Annotated in this window: 15 protein-coding genes; 9 read left to right on the forward strand and 6 right to left on the reverse strand. The window is 69.5% G+C overall.

Annotated elements, in window-relative coordinates; genetic code table 11:
- Positions 1-159: 159 nt before the first annotated feature.
- From ACH4YL_RS36695 to ACH4YL_RS36715, 5 genes are all read left to right on the forward strand, one after another.
- On the forward strand, positions 160-2,385 hold the full coding sequence (locus tag ACH4YL_RS36695; RefSeq protein WP_398511863.1) for an MMPL family transporter: 2,226 nt from the start codon (positions 160-162) through the stop codon (positions 2,383-2,385).
- Entirely contained in the window at positions 2,357-3,079 is a 723-nt protein-coding gene (locus ACH4YL_RS36700) for an LmeA family phospholipid-binding protein (protein ID WP_398511864.1), read from the forward strand. Before ACH4YL_RS36695 ends, ACH4YL_RS36700 begins: the two co-directional genes overlap by 29 nt.
- 278 nt (positions 3,080-3,357) lie before the next feature.
- Positions 3,358-5,694, forward strand: coding sequence for a chitinase C-terminal domain-containing protein (locus tag ACH4YL_RS36705; RefSeq protein ID WP_398511865.1), 2,337 nt, complete (start codon positions 3,358-3,360; stop codon positions 5,692-5,694).
- Positions 5,695-6,127: 433 nt separating this feature from the next.
- Positions 6,128-6,454, forward strand: coding sequence for a carboxymuconolactone decarboxylase family protein (locus ACH4YL_RS36710; protein WP_398511866.1), 327 nt, complete (start codon positions 6,128-6,130; stop codon positions 6,452-6,454).
- A 170-nt stretch (positions 6,455-6,624) separates the two neighbouring features.
- Positions 6,625-6,753, forward strand: coding sequence for a hypothetical protein (locus ACH4YL_RS36715; RefSeq protein ID WP_398511867.1), 129 nt, complete (start codon positions 6,625-6,627; stop codon positions 6,751-6,753).
- A 104-nt stretch (positions 6,754-6,857) separates the two neighbouring features.
- Here the strand turns inward: ACH4YL_RS36715 and ACH4YL_RS36720 are convergent, their stop codons facing one another.
- Positions 6,858-7,436 (reverse strand): dihydrofolate reductase family protein, encoded by a 579-nt coding sequence (locus ACH4YL_RS36720; RefSeq protein ID WP_398511868.1) that lies wholly within the window; start codon positions 7,434-7,436, stop codon positions 6,858-6,860.
- Positions 7,437-7,655: 219 nt separating this feature from the next.
- Here ACH4YL_RS36720 and ACH4YL_RS36725 point away from each other — a divergent pair, with 219 nt between their 5' ends.
- Both ACH4YL_RS36725 and ACH4YL_RS36730 read left to right on the forward strand, forming a co-directional pair.
- Entirely contained in the window at positions 7,656-8,780 is a 1,125-nt protein-coding gene (locus ACH4YL_RS36725; protein WP_398511869.1) for a PP2C family protein-serine/threonine phosphatase, read from the forward strand.
- Between the two features lie 172 nt (positions 8,781-8,952).
- Positions 8,953-9,651 carry a class I SAM-dependent methyltransferase gene (locus tag ACH4YL_RS36730; protein ID WP_398511870.1) on the forward strand — a complete coding sequence of 233 codons (699 nt, stop codon included), beginning with the start codon at positions 8,953-8,955 and terminating at the stop codon, positions 9,649-9,651.
- Between the two features lie 123 nt (positions 9,652-9,774).
- Here the strand turns inward: ACH4YL_RS36730 and ACH4YL_RS36735 are convergent, their stop codons facing one another.
- Positions 9,775-11,133, reverse strand: a complete 1,359-nt coding sequence (locus tag ACH4YL_RS36735) for an alkaline phosphatase PhoX (RefSeq protein WP_398511871.1) — start codon at positions 11,131-11,133, stop codon at positions 9,775-9,777.
- A 139-nt stretch (positions 11,134-11,272) separates the two neighbouring features.
- On the opposite strand from ACH4YL_RS36735, the gene ACH4YL_RS36740 reads away from it, so the two are divergent.
- Together ACH4YL_RS36740 and ACH4YL_RS36745 are read left to right on the forward strand one after the other, a co-directional pair.
- Positions 11,273-11,704, forward strand: a complete 432-nt coding sequence (locus ACH4YL_RS36740) for a DUF1398 domain-containing protein (protein ID WP_398511872.1) — start codon at positions 11,273-11,275, stop codon at positions 11,702-11,704.
- A 158-nt stretch (positions 11,705-11,862) separates the two neighbouring features.
- Positions 11,863-12,324 (forward strand): pyridoxamine 5'-phosphate oxidase family protein, encoded by a 462-nt coding sequence (locus ACH4YL_RS36745; RefSeq protein WP_398511873.1) that lies wholly within the window; start codon positions 11,863-11,865, stop codon positions 12,322-12,324.
- A gap of 82 nt (positions 12,325-12,406) precedes the next feature.
- Here the strand turns inward: ACH4YL_RS36745 and ACH4YL_RS36750 are convergent, their stop codons facing one another.
- The 4 genes from ACH4YL_RS36750 to ACH4YL_RS36765 are packed head-to-tail and all read right to left on the reverse strand — an operon-like array spanning position 12,407 to position 21,728.
- Positions 12,407-13,183 (reverse strand): 4'-phosphopantetheinyl transferase family protein, encoded by a 777-nt coding sequence (locus ACH4YL_RS36750; protein ID WP_398511874.1) that lies wholly within the window; start codon positions 13,181-13,183, stop codon positions 12,407-12,409.
- A 16-nt stretch (positions 13,184-13,199) separates the two neighbouring features.
- On the reverse strand, positions 13,200-16,478 hold the full coding sequence (locus tag ACH4YL_RS36755; RefSeq protein WP_398511875.1) for an amino acid adenylation domain-containing protein: 3,279 nt from the start codon (positions 16,476-16,478) through the stop codon (positions 13,200-13,202).
- Entirely contained in the window at positions 16,475-17,638 is a 1,164-nt protein-coding gene (gene vioD / locus ACH4YL_RS36760; protein WP_398511876.1) for a capreomycidine synthase, read from the reverse strand. The genes ACH4YL_RS36755 and vioD overlap by 4 nt, the downstream gene beginning before the upstream one ends.
- 1 nt (position 17,639) lies before the next feature.
- Positions 17,640-21,728, reverse strand: coding sequence for an amino acid adenylation domain-containing protein (locus tag ACH4YL_RS36765; protein WP_398511877.1), 4,089 nt, complete (start codon positions 21,726-21,728; stop codon positions 17,640-17,642).
- Positions 21,729-21,754 lie beyond the last annotated feature (26 nt).

Below are 21,754 nucleotides of genomic sequence, written 5' to 3' on the forward strand. Positions count from 1 at the left end.
TAAGCTGAGGGAGGCGTCAACGATGCCTCTCTCAGGTGCGGGAACGTGCTCGATGCTAACCACGCAGGCCCGGTCTCCCGCTGTGTGCGTCCTGGCCCGTACATTCCCCGAACAATGAGCCCACGGTGTCCATACGTCCGTCGCCCACTGTCAGCGCCCATGAAAACCGAATCAGTCGGCGGGCCCGGCCTGCTGCATCGACTGGGGCGCTGGTGCGCCCGGCACGCCTGGCGCGTCATCGCCGTCTGGGCGATCCTCCTGGTCGGCCTCGGGGTGGCCAACAGCACGTGGGGCGGCGCCTTTGCGGACAGCTTCTCCCTGCCCGGCACCAGCACCCAGACCGGCACCGATCTGCTGAAGGCGCACGGCGGCGACAGCTCCGGGGGCGTGTCCGCGCCGATCGCGATCACATCGGACCAGGGTTCCCTCACCGATCACCGGGCCGCCATCAACACGGCCGTCGAAAGGCTGGAACGGCTGCCGGAGGTGCTCGCGGTCTCCGACCCGCTCACCACACCCGGCGCCGTGTCCGCGCACGGCGACATCGGCATGGTCACCGTTCGCTTCGGCAGCAATCCGGCGGGCTTCGACCGCTCCTACATCGCCCAGGTCGACACCGCCTTGGCGCCGCTGCGCGCCGACCACGTCACCGTCGAGTACGGCGACCCGCTCGGGCAGCTGGCCGCACCCAAATCCGCCGACCGCGCCTCGGAGGCCATCGGCCTGGCCGTCGCCGTACTCGTGCTCCTGATCGGCTTCGGCAGCATCGCCGCCACGGGGCTGCCGCTGCTGACCGCCGTACTCGGCCTGGCCGTGGGCCTGAGTGGACTCGGCCTGCTGGCCGCACACTTCAGCTTCGCCCAGGCGGCGCCCACCCTCGCCTCGATGATGGGCCTGGGCGTCGGCATCGACTACGCGCTCTTCCTGGTCACCCGCCACCGCGCCCTGCTGCACGACGGCCTGGAACCGCACGACGCGGTCGGGCGCACCCTCGCCACCAGCGGCCGGGCCGTGCTGGTCGCCGCCGCCACCGTCGCCATGGCCCTTGCCGGGCTCTACGCCTCCGGTGTCACGTTCATCGGCACCCTCGGAGCCGCCGCCGGGCTCACCGTCGTCGTGGCCGCCGCCGCGTCGCTGACCTTCACCCCGGCGCTCCTCGGTCTGCTGGGCCGCCGTATCGACCGGCTGCGTGTGCGGACCCCGGTCGCCGAACCGACCGGCGATTCGGACCTGTGGCACCGCTGGGCCGCCATGATCGGACGGCGTCCCTGGCTCTTCCTGGTCACCGGCCTGCTCATGCTCGGCGTGCTCGCCGTCCCGGCCGCGTCGATGCGACTCGGTCATGTCGACGCAGGCGCCCAGCCCACCAGCAGCACCAACCGCCGCGCCTACGACCTGATCACCGAGGGTTTCGGTCCCGGCGCCAACGGGCCGCTGACCGTGGTCACCCAGCTGAACAGCGGGCAGGTCGCCGACGAGGCACAGCGCCACGACGTGGCGACCTTGCTCCAGCGCTCTCTCACTGCCGTTCCCGGTGTCGCCTCTGTGACGCCACCTGCCGCAAGTCCCGACCACGCCCTGCTCATCACCACGGTCACCCCCACCGCCGGCCCGCAGGACCAGGCCACCGCCGACCTCTTCCACACCCTGCAGAACGACACCCTGCCCAAGACGCTGTCCGGCACCGGCGCCACCGGCTATGTCACCGGCCCCACCGCAGCGGGCCTGACGTTCACCGACACGCTCGTCGCGAAACTCCCGCTGATCATCGGCGTGGTCGTCGCCGCCGCGTTCCTGCTGCTGCTCACCGTCTTCCGCAGCCCGCTGGTGGCGTTCAAGGCCGCCCTGCTGAACCTGTTCTCCATCGCCGCCTCGTACGGCGTGGTCGTGGCGGTCTTCCAATGGGGCTGGGGCGGCTCGCTGTTCGGGGTCACCGAGAAGGTGCCTGTCGAGTCCTACGTGCCGATGATGATGTTCGCGATCGCCTTCGGACTCTCCATGGACTACGAGGTGTTCCTGCTCTCCCGGATCCGCGAGAGCTGGCTACGACGGCAGGACAACCACCTGGCCGTCGCCACCGGCCTCGCCGCCACCGCCCGCGTCATCACCTGTGCGGCCTTGATCATGACCAGTGTGTTCCTGGCCTTCCTGCTCTCCACCAACACCGTCGTCAAGATGCTGGCGCTGGGCCTCGGCGTGAGCGTCATGATCGACGCCACCGTGGTCCGGCTGGTCCTGGTTCCCGCGTCCATGTATCTCTTCGGGCGCGCCAACTGGTGGATACCGGGCTGGCTCGACAGACACCTGCCTCACCTCGACCCCGAAGGAACCACGGCCGTAGCAATCGAGGTGAATGATGAAGCGGCATTCGTCAAGGCTCCGTAGGACACTGCGCCGACGCCCGGCGCTCACCATCACAACAGCCGTCGCCCTCGCGGCCGTTGCCGCTGCCGGGACAGGAGAACTCACGGCACGTCATATGATCCGGAGCCGCATCGCCACCGCGGCCCCCGCCCTCGGCGACACCTTGACTGTCAGCACGGGCGGCAGCTGGGCCCTGTGGGACATGACGCAACAGCACATCCCGCGGCTCGAGATCAGCAGCGACGACGCACACCTCGGGCCCCTGCCGCAGGTCTCCGTCGACGCGCGGCTCGACGACGTACGCCTCGGCGACGAGGCCCGCGTCAGCAGCACCCACGCCGAGGTCACCGTCCCCACGTACTCCATCGGTGCCGCGGTCCAGGCCGCGGCACCGGCCGCGGCCGTTTCCTCGGTCGCCACCGACCCGGCCGGCGGGACGATAGCCGTCGGCCTCGGCCCTGGCGGCCAGGGACAACTGACGCTGCGTCCGGCAATCGTGGACGGCAAGGTTTTATTCTCCGTCGACGGGCTCACGGTCTTCGGCCGCGCCGTGCCTCCCAGCCGCCTCGGGAGCATCGGCAGCGGTCTGGGAGCCGGGGCGGGCGCACAGGAGGGCCGTTATCCGCTCGGCCTCAAGGCCACCTCCTTGCGCGTCGGCGAGGACGGTGTCCGGGTCACCCTGATCGGCGGCCCCAGCACACTGGCCCGCTCATGAAGCCCGACGGCCGCCGGAACGGACGAATGGGCGATCGTGCAGCCCGAACGACCCCTGAACGGAGGGTGGGCCCAACCCCGCCCCCCACTGGTAGTTTTAAATACTTTTACACCGAAGTTTTTTTTTCTTTTTTGTCTTGGCGTATGTCCGGGGGCGCCCGGGGGGGGGGGCCCCCCCCCCCCGGCCCGGCATGACCCACCCCCAAATGCCATGTGTGCGAGGCCGTTCCCCCTGCGCCCCTGGCGGGTGCAGCCCACTCCCACCAGGAGGATCCGACCGTGCTCTCCCCCACCCGTGTCCGGGCATCGCTGCTCGTAGCCGCCGCAGCGCTGCTGGCCGGATCGCTCCCGGCAGGCGTTTCACAGGCCGCTTCTCAGGAGTCCTGTCGTCCCGACGGGCTCTATTCGACTCCGGGCATCGACGTTCCCTACTGCTCCGTGTACGACGCCGAGGGCAGGGAGAAGATGGGCGCCGACCACCAGCGCCGCGTCATCGGCTACTTCACCGGATGGCGTACCGGCAAGAACGGCGAGCCCGCCTACCTTGCCTCCGACATTCCGTGGAGCAAGGTCACCCACATCAACTATGCCTTCGGCCACATCGACTCCGGCAACAAGTTGTCCGTCGGTACGGACGGCGCCAACAACGCGGCCACCGGAATGACCTGGCCCGGCGTCACCGGCGCCGAGATGGACCCCGCGTACACCTACAAGGGCCACTTCAACCTGCTCAGCAAATTCAAGAAGCAGCACCCGAACGTGAAGACGCTGATCTCGGTCGGCGGCTGGGCCGAGACCGGCGGCTACTTCGACGACAGCGGCAACCGGGTGGGCTCCGGCGGCTTCTACTCGATGGCGACCAACGCCGACGGCTCGGTGAATCAGGCCGGCATCAACACCTTCGCCGAATCCGCCGTCACCTTCATCAAGAAGTACGGCTTCAACGGCGTCGACATCGACTACGAGTACCCGACGTCCATGAAGGACGCGGGCAATCCGCTCGACTACTCCATCTCCAACGCCCGCCGCGCAGGCCTTGTCCAGGGCTACGCAGCTCTGATGAAAACGCTCCGCGAGAAGCTCGACCACGCGGGCGCCGCGGACGGCAAGCACTATCTGCTCACCGTGGCCGCGCCGTCGTCCGGCTACCTGCTGCGCGGCATGGAGACCTACCAGGTCCAGAAGTACCTGGACTACGTCAACATCATGTCGTACGACCTGCACGGCGCGTGGAACGAGTACGTCGGCCCGAACGCCTCGCTCTTCGACGACGGCAAGGACGCCGAACTTGCCGCCGCGGGCGTGTACTCCACGTCCCAGTACGGCGGCATCGGCTATCTCAACACCGACTGGGCCTACCACTACTTCCGCGGCTCGATGCCGGCCGGACGCATCAACATCGGCCTGCCGTACTACACCCGCGGCTTCAAGAACGTGCAGGGCGGCACCGACGGGCTGTGGGGCAGGGCGGCTTCGACCAGTTGCCCGGCCGGCTCCGGCCTGACCAAGTGCGGTGACGGCGCGGTGGGAATCGACAACCTGTGGCACGACAAGGACACCGCCGGCAATGAGTCCCCTGCCGGTTCCAACCCGATGTGGCACGCCAAGAACCTCGAGCAGGGTGTCGTCGGAGACTATGTCACCAAGTACGGCTTCCCCTCGGCGACGACGCTGACCGGGACGTACGCCCGCAAGTACGACTCCACGCTGGTCGCTCCGTGGCTGTGGAACGCTCAGAAGAAGGTGTTCCTGTCCACCGAGGACGAGCAGTCCGTGGCCGCCAAGGCCGACTACGTGGTCGACCGGGGCATCGGCGGCACGATGGTCTGGGAGCTGGCGGGCGACTACGGCTGGAACGCGGCCAAGGGCCAGTACGAGATCGGTGACACCCTGACGACGGCGATGTACGACAAGTTCAAGGCGGCCTCTCCGTACGGCGCGAAGCGGGCGACGACCACCATGCCCGGCGAAGCAGTGAAGATCGACGTGGAGTTCGGGCAGTTCCCGCTCGGCGACTCCAACTACCCCATCAGCCCCAAGCTGAAGATCACCAACAACACGACGGCGACACTGCCCGGCGGTACGGAGTTCCAGTTCGACTACGGCACCTCCGCCCCGGCGAACGCCAAGGACCAGTCCGGATTCGGCACCACGATCATCCGCAGCGACCACAGCGGCACCAACGTCGGTGGCCTGAAAGGCGACTACAACCGCGTCTCACTGAAGCTGCCGAGCTGGCAGACCCTGGCACCGGGCGCCTCGGTCCAGCTCGACTTCGTCTACTACCTGCCGGTGTCGACCCCGTCCAACTGGACGGCGACCTTCGGCGGCAAGACATACGCGCTCGCCGGGGACTTCGCGCGCGGGACGACGATCGTCGAGCCGGGCACCGGCTCCTCCCCGTCGCCCACACCCTCCCCGTCGGGCTCACCGTCGCCGTCCCCTTCCGACCCGGGCACATGCACGGCGCCCGCGTGGAACCCGGCGACGGAGTACGGCGGCGGTACGACGGTCTCCCACGCGTCGCACCAGTGGAAGTCGAAGTGGTGGACGAAGAACGAGGAACCCGGCACCACGGGTGAGTGGGGGGTGTGGCAGGACCTCGGTGCGTGCTGATCCCTGCCCCTGACGGACCCCGGCAGCCCGGCGGCAAACCTTGCCGCCGGGCAGATGCCAAAGCGGCTGGGCGCGGCCTGCTTGCCGACCTGGCTGGCGCCAGGAGTGGATCGAAGACCTCGGCGACATCACCACGGCCCGCGCCACGGAATCGCTGGTTCTGCTCGTCCCCCACCTGTTCCGCCGCCATGGCCCCAAGCCGTTCGCCCTGACGATCGCCCGCTGACACGGGAAGCTCGACGATCCCACGCCCACGACGGCGATGCCGTGGCCCGCGTCCCGAGCACCGGCTGGTCAGAATGGGAGACCTGCGCCGCCAGGCGGGGTACCCAGGACGGATCTAGGGTTAAAGGGAGCCCGGCGCTTGCGGACACCCGATGCTCCGCCACCATTCCCAACTCGGCGTCGGAAGCACACGGGAAAGGCACTTGGCATGGCCACTGCATCAGAAACCCCTGTCCTGGACACCCTCGCCGCCATGACGGTCGACTCGATCGAACGGTGCGGATTGGCTCCGGACACGTTCATGCTCACGCGTATCGCGGCCCTCGCAGCCTCAGACGCTCCGCCGATCTCCTACGTGGCCAATATCGACCCCGCCATCAAGGCAGGCATGACCGCCGAGCAGCTGCAAGACGTCCTGGTCGCCATCGCCCCCATCGTGGGCACCGCCCGCGTCATGACGGCAGCGGGCAACATCACCGCAGCGCTCGGCATCGCCATCGCTGTCGCCGACGCCGAAATCGAGGACCAGGGCTGAGAGCAGACTCCTACCCGGCACAGATGATCGGCACGGCGGACATGGCGCACCTGCAGAGCTGAGCTCGGTGAAGCTGTCGGCGGTTGTCATCGTTGGTCTCCGTTGGCCGCTGTCGCACGGCCCTGAGACGGCCCGGGGCTGACCACTATGGTCTTCCTCTGGGAGGGGACTTGCCATCGAAGCGTGACGAATCGCGGCTGGCTGCCGTCAACCGGCTCATCATCAGGATCGTCTGCTTGGCGATCGGAGTGTGGACGGTCATCATCCTGGTGAGCCTGGGCCTGTTCATACGCGCATGAGGCAGGCAGCCGCCCCGCAGCCTTCGCCCGGCCCGGTCGGCATGTCGGTCGGAACATCCGCGTCAGGTTCGGATGCTTGACGGTGTGGGGGTGCATAGACGGACTCAGACATGCAGGGTGGGCCGGTAGATGAGCTCTTGGATGTGGCCGTCGAGCGTCCGGCGCTCGATCAGTTCGAGGTCGAAATCGGCCGCACCCTGGAAGATCGGGTCCAGCCCGGTCTGACCGGTGATCACAGGGAAGAGCGTCACCTGGACGCGGTCGACCAGACCGGCGGCCATCAGCGCCCGGTTCATCGACAGGCTGCCGTGCGAGCGCAGCGGTACCTCGGACTCCTCCTTGAGCCGCGCGACGACGTCGACGGCATCGCCGCTCACGACGTTCGCATCCGGCCAGTCGAGGGGTCCCTCCAGCGTGGTCGACACCACCGTTGCCGGCAGGCTCCTCATCCGTGTGACCCATGGGTCACGCACCTCGGACTCCTCGGTGCTCGAGGCCAGCATCCGCGCGAACGCCCGATAGGTGTTGGCCCCGAAGACCATCCGCTGCTCCTCGCCGTACAGAGCGAGGCGGTGGTCGAGCAACTCGGGGCCTTGCTTGCCCCAGTAGCCGGTCCAGTTGCCGCCGGCGGCGCCGTAGCCGTCGAGGCTGGAAAAGACGTCGAAGGTGTAGGCAGCGGTCATGACGCTCTCCTCGAGTGCGGTTGATCGGGTGTGTGGATTCAGACTGGAAGCCACGGCGAAATTCATCGCGGTTGGACTCCCGGAGTCCGGCCGCCCCGGATGCGGCCCCGGGACTTGACCACGGCAAAGTACGTGAGGAAGCAGCTGTCCGCGACACGGCGCTCGCCGTGATCGTTCGCGGCGGGCCCGGCTCTTAAGGTGCGCCTTATGCCTGGCCCCATGCCTGACAGGAGTCGTCGCCCGGACCGGTGGTCGCTGCCGCGCCACGGCTGGCTCTGGTGGCTGCCGTTCTTCGCGGTGCTGATCGATCTGGCCGCGGAGATCGCGCTCCGCGGGCAGGAGCCCGTGAGCTTCCTGCTCACCGGCGTGCCGCCGCTGGCCGCCGCGACACGCGGGCCGCGGGGCACCGCTGTGGCGACCGCCGGCTGCCTGGGACTGCAGATGCTGATGGCGGCCCTGCGTCCCGGCCACTTCGCCGAGCAGCACCATGTCGCCCTGTACGCCGGCACGCTGCTCATCGGCACGGCGAGCATTGCGCTCGCCTGGCAGCGCGAGCGCACGAAGCAGCACCTGATCCGCGCGAGATCGGTGGCCGAGGCGATGCAGAAGACCCTGCTGCGCCCCGTGCCACGCAGGCTCGGTCCGGTGCGGGCCGCCGGGTTCTACGCGGCGGGCGAGGGCGGCACGCTCGTCGGCGGGGACCTGTACGACATCTGCACGACACCCTTCGGGGTGCGGGTGATCATCGGTGACGTACGCGGGAAAGGCATGGACGCGGTGCAGACGGTCGCCGCCGTCCTGGGCAGCTTCCGGGTCTCCGCCCACGAGTGGACGAGTCTCAGCAGTCTCGCAGAGCGTCTTGAACTCAGCATCGCCCGCAACAGCCCGGCCGGTGAGGACGGGGACCCCGAACTGTTCGTCACCGCGCTGGTGTTGGAGTTCCCGCACACCGGCGGCGCGGTCCGGGTCGTCGACCGCGGACACCCGCCCCCGATCGTCCTCGGCCCGCACGGCGCCCGGTACCTGGCCACCGTGCCCGGACTCCCGTTGGGCCTTGGAGGCATGTCCCCGGGCAGACCCGCCGAGACCACGCAGCACGCGCTCGGTCCCGGCGAGGTACTCGTCGTCCACACCGACGGCGTGAGCGAGGCCCGCGACGCATCCGGCCATTTCTACCCCGTCCGGGATCGCCTCGCGGAACACTTCGGCGACACACGCTCACTGCAGCCGGAGGCCATCGTGGCGTTCCTGCAGTCGGACACGGAACACTGGTCGGCGGACGCGGCGACAACCGACAACGACGACCAGGCGGCACTCGCCCTGATGCTCACTCACCCTCGGTAGGACACAACGCGAGAGCTGACGCCTACCACCACTCCCCCGACGTACCTTGGCGTACGGGAGGCGCCGATCGCGTGCGGAACCCTGTCCCAGACGATCCGGGGACGACGGGCATGCTGACCGCGCTCTGGGACAATGATCCAATGCATATAGGCACCACGCCGGAGCGGACTTCATGACCGGGCCTCGGCTGCTGACGGATCACGAGTTGGAGCAATCCACCGTGGTCGCCAACAACACCATGAACCGTGAACGAGGCCTGGCCGGCGTCAACAGCTACGCCCGCGAACTCGGCCTCGATCCGGTCCACCATCTCCTGACCCAGTCCGCGGCGCCGTCCTGGCTCGACGTCTGCAGCGGAGAAGGCAGAGCCCTGCGGGAGGCAGCTGGCAGGCTGCCGGACGCCTCCGTGCTGACCGGCATCGATCTGGTGGGCCCGCTCGCGCCGAGCCCACCGCCCCCTGGAGTGGAACTCATCACCGCCTCCATCGCGACATGGACCGCTCCGCGGGCGTACGACCTGATCACGTGTGTCCACGGGCTGCACTACGTGGGCGACCAGCTGGGCCTGCTCACCCGGGCAGCATCCTGGCTCACTCACCAGGGGCTGTTCGTTGCCCACTTCGACCCGGACTCGATCCGGTGGGCCGACGGCAGATCAGCCAGCCGTCCCGCGCTGGCGGCGCTGCGCGCGGCAGGGTTCACCTACCACCCGCGCCACCACCGACTCACCCTCCACGGCCCCCGGAAGGTCGACCCTCCCTGGGACTATCTCGGCGCAGATCCCCACGCCGGCCCCAACTACACCGGACAGCCCGCCGTCGCCTCGTACTACCAACCCTCGGGCCCTTGGAGCGCTGGTCAAGCTCCGTGACTGGATCGGTGCGCAGGGCTTCGGGGGTCGGTGCCGGTGACCGGCAGGGCGATGCGCGCAACTGCGTGGGGCGGATGCGTCACGCACGTGGTGCGCCGCACCCGCCCCGGCAGGGTCAACGCCTCAGCACCACGGCCCAGTGACCGCGAAGGTCGTGCCGGGCGTATAGCAGTTGACGTACATGGTCTCCCCGTCGGGCGAGAAGGCGACGCCCGCGAACTCGCCCCACTCCGGCGCCTGCTCAGTGCCGATGTTCTGCGCACCGCGCGCCATCGGGTAGAGCTCGCCGCGCTTCGTCAGCCCGTACACATGCTGTGCGCCGTTCCCGTCCTCACACACCATCAGGCCGCCGCCGGGAGCGAGGCAGATGTTGTCCGGCGACTCACCGGGCAGCTGGATGTCCGTGCTCGGACCGAACACGATCACCAGCGTCAGACGGCGCCGTTGCGGCTCGTACTTCCACACCTGCCCGAAGTGGTCCGCCGCCGAGCCCAGCGAGCTCTGGGCGAAGCTGGAGACGAAGTACACCGAGTTCCCGCCCCAGTAGCAGCCCTCAAGTTTCTGCGCGTGAGTGATGCCCTTCGGGCCGAAGTCCTGCAGCCGGATGGGTGTCTGCTTCGCCTGGCTGTCCGGTACCGGCACCCACGCGACCGAGTCGAAGCTCGCGCCGGTCTCCTGGATCGCGGACAGGTCGGGCACGCCCGGCACCCGCATCGCCTCCAGCACCCCGCCCGCGCGCAGCGAACCGGTGCCGCCCAGCGGCTTGGCGGGCAGGAAGCGGTAGAACAGCCCGAAGGGCCGGTCGAAAGCGTCCTCCGTCTCGTACACGATCCCACTCTTCGGATCGACGGCGATCGCCTCGTGCTGGAAGCGGCCCATCGCCGTGAGCGGCACAGCTCCGGTACGGCGTGGGTCGGCGCCGTCGACCTCGAAGATGAAGCCGTGGTCCTTGGTGTAGCCGTTGGTGCCGGCTTTGTCCTCGGTCTCCTCGCAGGTGAGCCAGGTACCCCACGGAGTGGGCCCACCGGCGCAGTTGACGGCCGTGCCGGCGATGGCCACGCGCTCGGAGAGCACTCTGTTGCGGCCGTCCAGCTCGAGCGCCGTACAGCCGCCTTTGGCCATCGGGTCGTAGGTGAGGCCCTCGACCGTCGGGACCCCAATCTTGGCGGTGACACGGTTCTCGTGGTTGCGGACGAGGTGGACCCGGCCGCGGCGGCCGGCGAATGCCCCCATGCCGTCGTGGTTGCTGGGGACCTTTCCCTCGCCGGAGCGAAGCGGGTCGCCCTCCCGCGAGAGGACCGTGTAGCGGAAACCTTTTGGCAGATCGAGCAGCCCGGCCGGGTCGGAAACGAGCGGGCCGTACCCGCTGTGGCCGCGAGCGGCCGCGGTACCCGCGAAGAGCTCGGAAAAAGCGCCGGTGAAAGCGATCCCGGCACTCAACGCGCCCGTACGAGCCAGGACTTCACGTCGTGATGCGGTCATGGAACAACTCCCTGTTGGCGGACATGGAGATTGACCCGCACGTGTGTATCACGCAGCACAGCCACACGTAACCATGCGACGCGCCCCATCACCGTCGTGTAGTTGCCGGGCGAGGCTCCCTCGGGAGCGGTTCACCCAGGTGAGGTCTGTCCGTCGGCCGAATACCGCGATCACCAACCTGCAGGCCGCCCTGGAGCGCGCGGCCACCGTCAGGCCCGAGGTCGGCGGCTTCCCCTACCTCGCCGAGGCCCTGCGCCAGGGCGGCGTCACCCGCTGCCGGATGGCCGTGCCCTCGAACGCCATGCTCTACCTCACCGACGCGGGACCCGTCGCCGTCCAGGGCGAACCGCCGGCCACCGGCATGCTCGACGTCATGCCGTTCGACCGCCAGGCACTCATCACGGCGCTGCGCGCCGACCAGGCGGGCCAGACCACCTTCCCCGAGTTCGTCCAGGGCTGCTGGAACGCCGGCATCGTCTGGTACGACGTCGACCTCACCGCACGGACCTGCACCTACTACGGCGCCGACGGCGACAGCTACATCGAGACGTACCCCACCGTCGAAATCTGACGACCCCGTTCACCGAAGAGCGGTCAGAACCCTCCGGTTGGCCATACTGAGCGCCTCGGTTGGCCGCCTCGAAGCGAAGGCTGAAGGGCGTCTCGGTCGTTGGGAGTAGGACCGACGCCCCATGTACGCCTCGAGCCTGCTGGCTAGGGTCGGCACTCATGCAGAACACGGAACTCGTTCGTCGCCAGGTAGCGGAACGCAAGCGCGACTCTCTGGAACGGCTCGCCACGGAGCGGGATGTATGGGTATCAACAGCTCACCCTGATCACGGACCGCACCAGGTGCCGCTGTGGTTTTCATGGGACGGTCGGGCAGTGTGGATGTGCACCAGCGCAACTTCCGTGACCGCGCGGAACGTTCGCAAGGAACCGCGGGTGCGCCTGTCCCTGCCGGACACCTTCGACGTGGTGCTTCTGCAGGGCGAGGCGGAGTGCTTCACCGACCAGGACGTGCCTGGCGACGCAGCGGACGCATTCACCGACAAGTTCGGGTGGGACCCGCGCACGGAGAATGGGTCCTTCCTCTATGTGCGCGTGGCGCCAAAGACCGTGCGCGCGTGGCGAGGCGAACCAGAACTGCGCGGCAGAGTCATCATGCGCGACGGGACATGGCTGGAGTAGCGGCCACGCAGCCCCGCGTTACCGGGGAGAACCGGGAACGCGGGGCTTTCTTGGCGGAAACCAGGTCTACGGCCCTTTGGCTTCACCCGCTCGCGGTGTGCCAGGCAACCGCTCCGGCGAGGCCCGGCGGCAGGGACAGGTCCTGTACGCGCCAGTCGGGTCCCACGTCGCAGGCCACCGGTCCCGCACCGACGTAGTCCAGAGTCGATGAGCGGCCCAGGCCGGTGCCCAGTCCTTTGAGGTACGCCTCCTTGCGCGTCCAGGCCCGTGCGAAGGCAGCGGTGCGGTCGGCTGGTTGTGCTGCGGCCAGCTCCTCCTGCTCTCGCGGGTGGAGCAGGCGGCTCAGCTCGTCCGAGACGTGGATCTCTGACAGTGCCTCGCCGTCCACACCGACCGGTGTCGCCGAGACGGCGATCAGGCCGGCGCCGCGCGTGTGGGACAGCGAGAAGTGCGGTCCCGCTTCCCCGCTGAGCGCCGGTCTGCCGTGCGGGCGTGCGCACAGCGGGCACGGTTCACGGACCAGGTCGATGTCCTGCGGGCGTGCGTCTGTGTAAGCGGCCAGCAGACGCCGCAGGGCGACATGGCTGGTCAGATAGGCTTCGCGGTCCTCGCGGTGCATGAAGGCGGCGGCCCTGTTGCGTTCGTCGGCGCCCAGTGTCCCGGCGGCGACGGCTTCGGCGCCTGCGGCGTGGGCGGTGACGTCCACCAGCCAGACCCGTGGTCTGCCACCCGTCGGGATTCGCAGTCGGGGCAGGGGGGCAGGAGCGGGTGGCAGCAGGTCGGCCACCAGACGCAGTGGTGCCGAGGTGTGCCGGCGGACTGTGGTGGGGATGCGCGGCCTGTCGGCGGTTCGGTACATGTGGCCCTCCCCGGGTCTAGGTGCCCAAGAGTTGGAGCTGGGCGGCGGCGTCCTCGTCGGACAGTTCCAGAACCATCCGTACGGCTTCCGCGGTCTCCTGCAAGGCAGCCGGGTCGGCTGCCAGCGCGGTGGTCGCGGCCGCCAGCTCGGCCGGCGTCGTCGCCTGGAACAGGGCGTTCACCCGCAGGTCGACGCCGAGGTGATCACGCAGGAACATCACCGCTTTGGTGGCGAGCAGCGAGTGGCCGCCCAGGTCGAAGAAGTCGTCGTGGGCGCCGACGCGGTCCACGCGCAGGACGTCCGCCCACACCAGCGCCACAACAGCTTCGATGTCGTTGCGCGGTGGTTCGAACTGGGTTGTCTCGGCACGGTCGTTGGTGGGCGCGGGCAGTGCGTGGCGGTCCAGTTTGCCGTTGCTGTTGAGCGGCAGTGCGTCCAGGAGTACGTAGTCGCCGGGCACCATGTAGGCGGGCAGGATGCGGTTGAGGTCGGTACGCAGGTCCGCCGGTTGCGGTGTGTGGCCTGCCGCCGGTGCGACGTAGGCGACCAGGCGCTTGTCCCCCGGCGTGTCCTCGCGGCAGAGCACCACCGCTTCGCGCACCTGGGGCAGTGCGCTGAGCGCCGCGTCGATCTCGTCGAGTTCGACCCGGATGCCGCGGATCTTGACCTGGTGGTCGGTGCGTCCGAGGTATTCCAGGCGGCCGTCCGGCCGCCAGCGGCACACGTCGCCGGTCCGGTAGAGGCGGGCGCCTGGCTCGTCCGCGTACGGGTCGGGGATGAAGCGTTCCGCGGTGAGCGCCGGGCGGCCGTGGTAGCCGCGGCCGATCTGCCGTCCGCCGATGTGGAGTTCGCCCGGTACGCCGATGGGGGCCGGTCGGCCGTCGCTGTCCAGGACGTACGCCCTTGTGTTGAGCACGGGGCTGCCGATGGGGACTTGGCCGGCGGCATCGCGGGGGCACTCCCAGTGCGTGACGTCGATGGCGGCCTCGCACGGGCCGTAAAGGTTCAGGAGTCTGGCGTCGAAGGCGGCGAAGAATCGGCGCTGGAGTTCGGGCAGGAGCGCTTCGCCGCTGCAGATGACGGTCCGCAGCGAGTGGCAGCGGGCCGCGTCGGCGGGTGCGTCCACGAATGCCTGGAGCAGTGAGGGCACGACGTGCAGGACGGTGACGTTCTCGGCCGCGATGACGTCGGCGAGGTAGGCGGGGTCGCGGTGGCCGCCGGGTGCGGCCATCACCAGCCGTGCGCCGGTGACCAGCGGCCAGAAGAGTTCGCGCAGTGAGTCGTCGAAGCCGATGGGGGTCTTTTGCAGGAGTACGTCGCCGGGGCCGATGGGGTACTGGTTCTGCACCCAGGTGAGCTGGTTGACGATGTTGGTGTGGTCGTTCATCGCTCCCTTCGGGCGGCCGGTCGAGCCGGAGGTGTAGACGATGTACGCGAGGTGGCGCGGTGTGAGGTGTGGCGCCGGTGCGGTGGTCGGCTGACGGTCGAGGGTGTCCCGGTCGGTGTCGAGGTCCAGCGTGTCGAGGTGGTCCGGGAGGCGCGGGCGCAGCTCGTGCTGGGTGAGGACTGTGGTGATCCGTGCGTCGTCGATGACGTAGGCCAAGCGGTCCGGCGGGTAGCCGGGGTCCAGGGGCACGAAGGCGGCGCCGGACAGCAGCGTGCCGTACAGAGCCACGACGAGGTCCACGGACCGTTCGAGGAAGACGCCGACGGAGCTCTCCGGTCCCGCTCCGCGTGCCTTCAGCACATGCGCGACCTGTGCGGCGCGTGCGGCCAGTTGCGCGTAGGTGAGGGTGGTGGTGTCGTCGCTGACCGCGACGGCGTCGGGTGTGCCGGCCACTTGGGCGGTGAACAGGTCGGCGAGGGTCGCGTCGGGGACGGGCCCGTCCGTGGTGTTCCACTGGTGCAACGTCGCGTGGCGTTCGGCGTCGGAGAGGAAACCGAGGCTGTTGACGGGCGTTTCCGGGGCGGCGGCCACGGATTCGAGCAGCAGCGCGTAGTGGCCGGTCATGCGCTCGATGGTGGTCGCGTCGAAGAGGTCGGTCGCGTACTCGACGGTGAGTTCGATGCTGTGGCCGTCGTCGACGGCGGTGAGGGACAGGTCGAACTTGGAGCGGCCGGCTTCGATGAAGTCCATGGCGCTCACGTCGAGTCCGCCGAAGTCCGTCCGCTGTTCGGCCTGGCCGCCCACGAAGGCGTCGAAGGTCACCTGGAAGAGCGGGTTGTGGCTCAAAGAGCGCTGCGGGCGCAGTTCCTGGACGAGCCGGTCGAAGGGCAGCGCCTGGTGGTCGTAGGCCTGAAGGCTCGCGGTGCGTACGGTGCGCAGGTGGTCACGGAAGGAGGGATTGTCCTCCAGCTGACCGCGCAGGACGACGGTGTTGACGAAGTAGCCGACGGCGGAGGCCAGTTCGCGGCGGGGCCGGCCCGCGACGGTGCTGCCGACGCTGACGTCGGGCTGGCCGGACCAGCGGGCCAGCAGCACCTGGTAGGCGGCGAGCAGCACCATGTAGAGCGTGGCCCGCTCCGAGCGGGCCAGTGCGCGGAGACGGCGGCTGAGGTCGGCGGAGAGCCAGGTGCGGTATTCGCCTCCGGCGTAGGACTGGACGGCGGGCCGTGGCCGGTCGGTGGGCAGGGTGAGCAGTTCGGGAGCGCCGGCCAGGTGGTCGCGCCAGTGGTTGAGGAGCTTTTCCAGGTGCGGCCCCTCGAGGTGGTCGTGCTGCCATGCGGCGAAGTCCGGGTACTGCGCCGTGGGTTGCGGCTGCCATGGCGCACCGGCACGGATCGCACCGTAGGAGTCGCCGAGTTCGCCCACCACGATGTCCATCGAGACCCCGTCGAACACGATGTGGTGGACAAGGAGCATCAGCACGTGCCGGTCATCGTCGGTCCTGAGCAGCCGAGTGCGGATCAATGGGCCGGTTGTCAGGTCGAAGCCGATGGCGGCCTCGGCGGCACATGCCTCGTCGGCGGCCTGGGACCGCTCGGCGTCCGAGAGCGCCCGTAGGTCGGTCACCGGCAGGTCGATGGCGAGGTACGGGGTGATGAACTGCACGGGACGGCCCTGGTCGTCGAGGCCGAAGCGGGTGCGCAGCGCGTCGTGACGCGCGACGACCGCGTTCACCGCCCTGTGCAGCGCGCCGTGGTCGAGTGGTCCGGTGAGCTCGATGCGCCAGGCGAGTGTGTAGAGCGGGTCGTTGGGCGTGACCTGGTCGAGGAACCACAGTCCGTGCTGGCTGATGGAAGTGGGGCGGACCCGGTCGCTGTGCGGCTGGTCGGTCACTGGTGCGTAGCTCATCGGGCCAGGGCTCCTTCGATCGGCCGGGTCCCGGTCCGGCGTGCCGGTGCGGTACGGGTCTCCAGCGCCCTTCGCAGCCGGTCGAGGCCTTCGGTGAACTCGGCCTCCACACCGCCGAAGCCGAGCCGTACGCGGTCCGGGTGGCCGAAGCCGCTGCCCGGCACGAGCAGTACGTCGTAGTCGCGGCCCAGGTCGCGGCAGAGTTGTTCGGTGTCGCTGATGCCGTGGAAGGTGGGGAAGGCGGTGCAGCCGCCGCCGGGCGGCGTCCAGGACACCAGGTCGGCATGGTCGTCGGCCCAGTCGGTGAGGCGGCGCAGATTGCGTGCGGTCTGGGCGCCGCGGATGCTCAGGAGCCGGTCGGCATGGGTGACGGCCCGTTCGGCGATGTACTCGGTGAACGGCGACAGGCAGATGGTGAGCACGTCACGCAGAGGCAGCAGTCGGGCCAGGAGGTCCGGAGCGCCGAGGCACCAGCCGACCCGGGTGCCGGGCAGTCCGTACGCCTTGGACATGGTGCCGAGCGAGAGGCAGCGCTCGTAGCGCAGGGCCGGCTCGGGCAGTTGCGGTGTGCCGTGCGTCAGTTCGGTGAACGCGCCGTCCCAGACGAGGTAGGCGCCACTGGCGGTGACGATGTCCAGGAACTCGTCGAACTGCTCGGGGCGCAGCGTGGCACCGGTCGGGTTGTTGGGCAGATTGACGACGACCATGCGGGTGCGCGGTGTGATCAAGGGGCGCAGGGCGTCCAGGTCCGGGGTGAAGCCGTCCTCGGGGCGCAGCCGCCAGCGTTTGATGCTGCAGCCGATGGATTCGGCGACCGACCACAGGGAGTGGTAGCCCGGGTCGATGACCACGATCTCGTCGCCCGGTCCGAGCAGGGCGTTCATGACCAGGAAGATGCCTTCGGTGGAGCCGTGCGTGGACATGACGCGGTCCGGGTCGCCGTCGCCGAAGCGGTCGGCCAGCGCGGTGCGCAGGCCCGGTCCGCCGTAGGAGGGGCTGTCGTCGAAGGCGATCGCGTCGAGGTCTTCGTGGCTGATGTCCAGCAGGCCTCGCAGTTCGGCCAGCGTCCAGCACTGCACACCGCTACTGCCGAGGTCGATGGAGGTGTCGAAGTAGAAGTCGCGCATCCAGTCCTCGAGCGGTGCTCGGCGCAGTTTCATCTCAGGCTCCTGACGGGGTGTGGGACCGCAGCTGCGCCGCGAGTCGTGAGAGGTTCGGTTCGCGCAGCAGGCTGTAGTGGTCTCCCGGCATCTGCCGGATGCTGAGTTCCGCAGTGGTCCAGTGCTGCCAGCCGCGTGAGGGTTCGGCCGGTTCGCTGCCGGTGTCGTCCGCGGACAGCAGCAGCAGTGGGCCGTGGTGGCGGGTGGCGGGCAGGTAGCGGTCCAGAGCAGTCCGGTTGACGCGGAACAGGTCGAGCAGGCGGGCGACGAAGTCGGCGCTGTCCTGCGGCTCCAGCACTCCGGCGCGTTGTGCGTGGGCGAGCAGGTGGGCGTGGTGCTGTCCGGCGGGCATGGCGGCCAGGTCGTCGAAACGGACGCCGAGCTCAGTGCCGGTGCAGCGGCCCCAGTCGTCGGCGAAGTCGGCCACCAGTCGGGCTTGCCCGTCCGGGTCGGCCTCGTCGGCGGCGGGCGCGTACTCCTGAGGCGCGTAACTGTCGATCAGTACGACGGGGACGGTGCGGCCGGTGCGCCGCTCGAGCTGGCGGGCCATCTCGAAGGCGATCACACCGCCCATCGACCAGCCGCCGAGCGTGAAGGGCCCGGCGTGCCCGGCGTCTTCGAGGGCGGCCAGGTAGTCGGCGGCCATGTCCTCGATCCGTTCGGCGGGCTGTTCGTCCTCGCGCATGCCGCGGGCCACCAGTGCGTGCACCGGCTGCTCGGTGCCCAGCGCCTTGGCCAGGCCGGTGTAGCAGAACACGTGGCCGCCGACCGGGTGGACGAGGAACAGCGGTGGCCGGGTGCCGGAGGAGTGCAGCGACACCAAGGGCGAGACCGTGGTGGAGGCGACCCGCTCGTCGAGCCACTGTGCAAGGCCGCGCAGGGTCGGCGTCTGGAAGATGACGGCTGTCGGCACCGTGCAGTCGTAGGCGCTCTCCAGCCGGTTGTTCAGCCGCAGGGCGGAGAACGAGTGACCGCCGAGGTCGAAGAAGTTGTCGTGGGCGCCGACGCGTTCCACGCGCAGGACGTCCCGCCAGATCTCGGCGAGCAGCTCCTCGCTGCCGGCGCGCGGCGGTTCGTAGGCGGCTGCCGTGGCGCGCGGCGCGGTGTGCGGCGCCGGCAGGGCCGCGCGGTCGAGTTTGCCGTTGACGGTGAGCGGCAGCGCGGGCAGGACGACATAGGCGCTGGGCACCATGTAGGAGGGCAGGGTCGTCTGGAGGTGGGTGCGCAGCGCGACGGCGTCCGGGGACATTTCCGCGCTCTCCGGGACCAGGTAGGCGACGAGTTGCTGGTCCTCGGCGTGGTCCGCGCGTGCCAGGACGGCGGCCTGGGAGACCTGCGGGTGCTCCAGGAGTGCCGCCTCGATCTCGCCCGGTTCGATGCGGAAGCCGCGCACCTTCACCTGCTGGTCGGTGCGTCCCAGGTACTCCAGTTCGCCGTCCGTACGCCACCGGCACAGGTCGCCGGAGCGGTAGAGGCGCTCGCCCTGCGCGCCGAACGGGTCGGGCACGAAGCGCTCCGCCGTCAGGGCGGGCCGGTCGCGGTAGCCGCGGGCGAGGCCGGGCCCACCGATGTACAGCTCTCCGGGCACGCCGCGCGGCACCGGCGTGCCGTGCGCGTCGAGGAGGTGCAGGCGCAGATCGCCCAGGGCGTGGCCGATGGGACTGCGGACCGCTGAGGTCAGGTCGTTCGGCTGTACGCGGCGGTGCGTGACGTGCACGGTGGTCTCGGTGATGCCGTACATGTTGACCATGTCGGGGCAGCGGTCGCCGAGCCGGTCGAACCACGGTGCGAGGTCGTCGACGGCCAGGGCCTCGCCGCCGAAGACGACGGTGCGCAGCGGAAGTTGGTCCAGGTGTGGTGAGTTGATGGCGGCGGCGGTCAACTCCCGGAACGCGGACGGTGTCTGGTTGAGGACGGTGACCCGGTGCCTTTGCAGAAAGTCGAGGAACTCGCGCGGCGAGCGCGCGGTCTCGGCCGGCACCACGGCGAGGGTGCCGCCGTGGGCGAGCGCGCCCCAGATCTCCCACACCGAGAAGTCGAAGGCGAAGGAGTGGAACAGGCTCCATACGTCGTCGGGCCCGAAGGTGAACTCGGCCTCGGTGGTGGTGAGCAGCCGGACAACCTGCCGGTGCGAGATCTCCACGCCCTTGGGCCGTCCGGTGGAGCCTGAGGTGTAGATGACGTACGCCAGGTGTCCGGCGCTCAGTGGCGCAATGCGCTCGACGTCGGTCACGTCGGTCACGTCCGTGCTGTCCGAGGCCGGGCCGTCGTCGAGCATCAGCACGGTGTGCGCGGCCCCGTTGAGCAGATCGGTGACGGTCTCCTCGCTGGTCAGGACGCAGGCCGGTCGTGCGTCGGCCAGGATGTGGCGGGCGCGGTCGGCCGGCATGGACGGGTCGACCGGCAGGTAGGCCGCGCCGGACTTGAGGACTGCGAGCAGCGCGACGATCAGTTCGGCGGAGCGCGGCATGGCGAGCGCCACCAGCTGGTCGGGCCCTGCACCGGCCGCGATGAGGCGGCGTGCCAGCCGGTTGGCGCGGCCGTTGAGCTCTGCGTACGACAGCTGGGAGCCGTCGGTGGTGACGGCGCAGGCGTGCGGTGTGCGGGCCGCCCGCTCTTCGAACAAGGCCGTCAGCGTCATGCTGTCGGCTGCCCCGGTGCCGGGCGGTGTGCCGGTGAGACTCTGCGGGGCGGGTGCGACCGGTTCGGCGGCCCGGTCGGCGGCGGTCAGCGGGATCCGGTCCAGCGGCGTGTCCGGTGCGGTGACGGCGTGCTCCAGCAGGCGGTGGAAGCTGTCGGCAAGTCCGGCCGCGCTCGCGGTGTCGAAGAGGTCCGTCGCGTATTCAAGAGTGCCGGTGAACCGGCCGTCAGGGTCCGCCTGAAGGGTCAGGGTCAGATCGAACTTGGCGGTGTCGGCGGCCGGTTCACCGATGCGGCTGTGCACACCGGGCAGGCGCACTTCGTCCGTGTCGGTGTTCTGCAGCACGAACGCGGCCTGGAAAAGCGGGTTGTGGCCGATGTCGCGGCCCGGCCGCAACGCGTCCACCAGCTGTTCGAAGGGCACCTCCTGGTGCTCGAAGTCCGCCAGCGTCGTCTCACGGGTGTGCGCGAGCAGTTCACGGAAGGTCAGGTCGCCGTGCAACTGTCCGCGCAGCACCACAGTGGTGGCGAAGTAGCCGATCAGCGGCTCCAGTTCGGAGTGGTCGCGTCCGGCCACCGGTGTGCCGACGCTGATGTCCCACTGCCCTGAGTACCGGGCCAGGAGCACCTGGTAGGCGGCGAGGAGCAGCATGAACGGTGTGCAGCGCTCCTGGCGCGCCAGCTGGTGCAATGGCGTGGTGAGGTCCACCGGGACGGTGACCGGTACCTCGGCGCCGCGGTAGGAGGCGACGGCGGGACGCTGCCGGTCGGTGGGCAGGTTGAGCAGGGCCGGAGCACCGCTCAGGCGCTCGCGCCAGTAGTCCAGGCGGTCCGTGAGCGCGTCGGGGCCCAGACGCTCGCGCTGCCAGACCGCGTAGTCGGCGTACTGGATCTCCGGGTCCTGCAGCGGCGAGGGAAAGCCGAGCGCGTACGCCTGGTAGAGCGAGCTGAGCTCCTGGCAGAACACACCGATCGACCAGCCGTCGCACACGGTGTGGTGGAAGGTCACCACGAGCGTGTGCTCGGTGGGCGAGACACGCAGCAGCAGCGTGCGCAGCAGAGGGCCGGCCGTCAGGTCGAACGGCCTGGATGTCTCCTGGGTCACCGCCCGTTCAAGGGCGTCGGCGGTCGTGTCCCGTACCTCGATCGTGGCCGGCACGGGCGGGCGGACGATCTGCAGCGGGCCGTCGTCGCCGTCGGCGAAGGTGGTGCGCAGCGCCTCGTGCCGGCGCACCACTTCGGTGAGGCTGTCGGTGAGCAGACGTACGTCCAGCGGACCGGTGAGAGCGATCGCCAGGGGCACGTTGTAGACGGTGCTGCCGGGAGCGAGCTGGTCCAGGAACCAGAGCCGTGCCTGGGCGAACGACGCCGGGAAGACCAGGACGTCCTCAACGGCGGCCGGCGGTGTGTCCGTCACGGGCCCGGCGTCGTCCTGAGCGGACGTGGACATGGCGTTTCCAATCTGCTCGAAGTCGG

It is taken from the genome of Streptomyces sp. NPDC020681 (assembly GCF_044334895.1).
Lineage (GTDB): Bacteria > Actinomycetota > Actinomycetes > Streptomycetales > Streptomycetaceae > Streptomyces.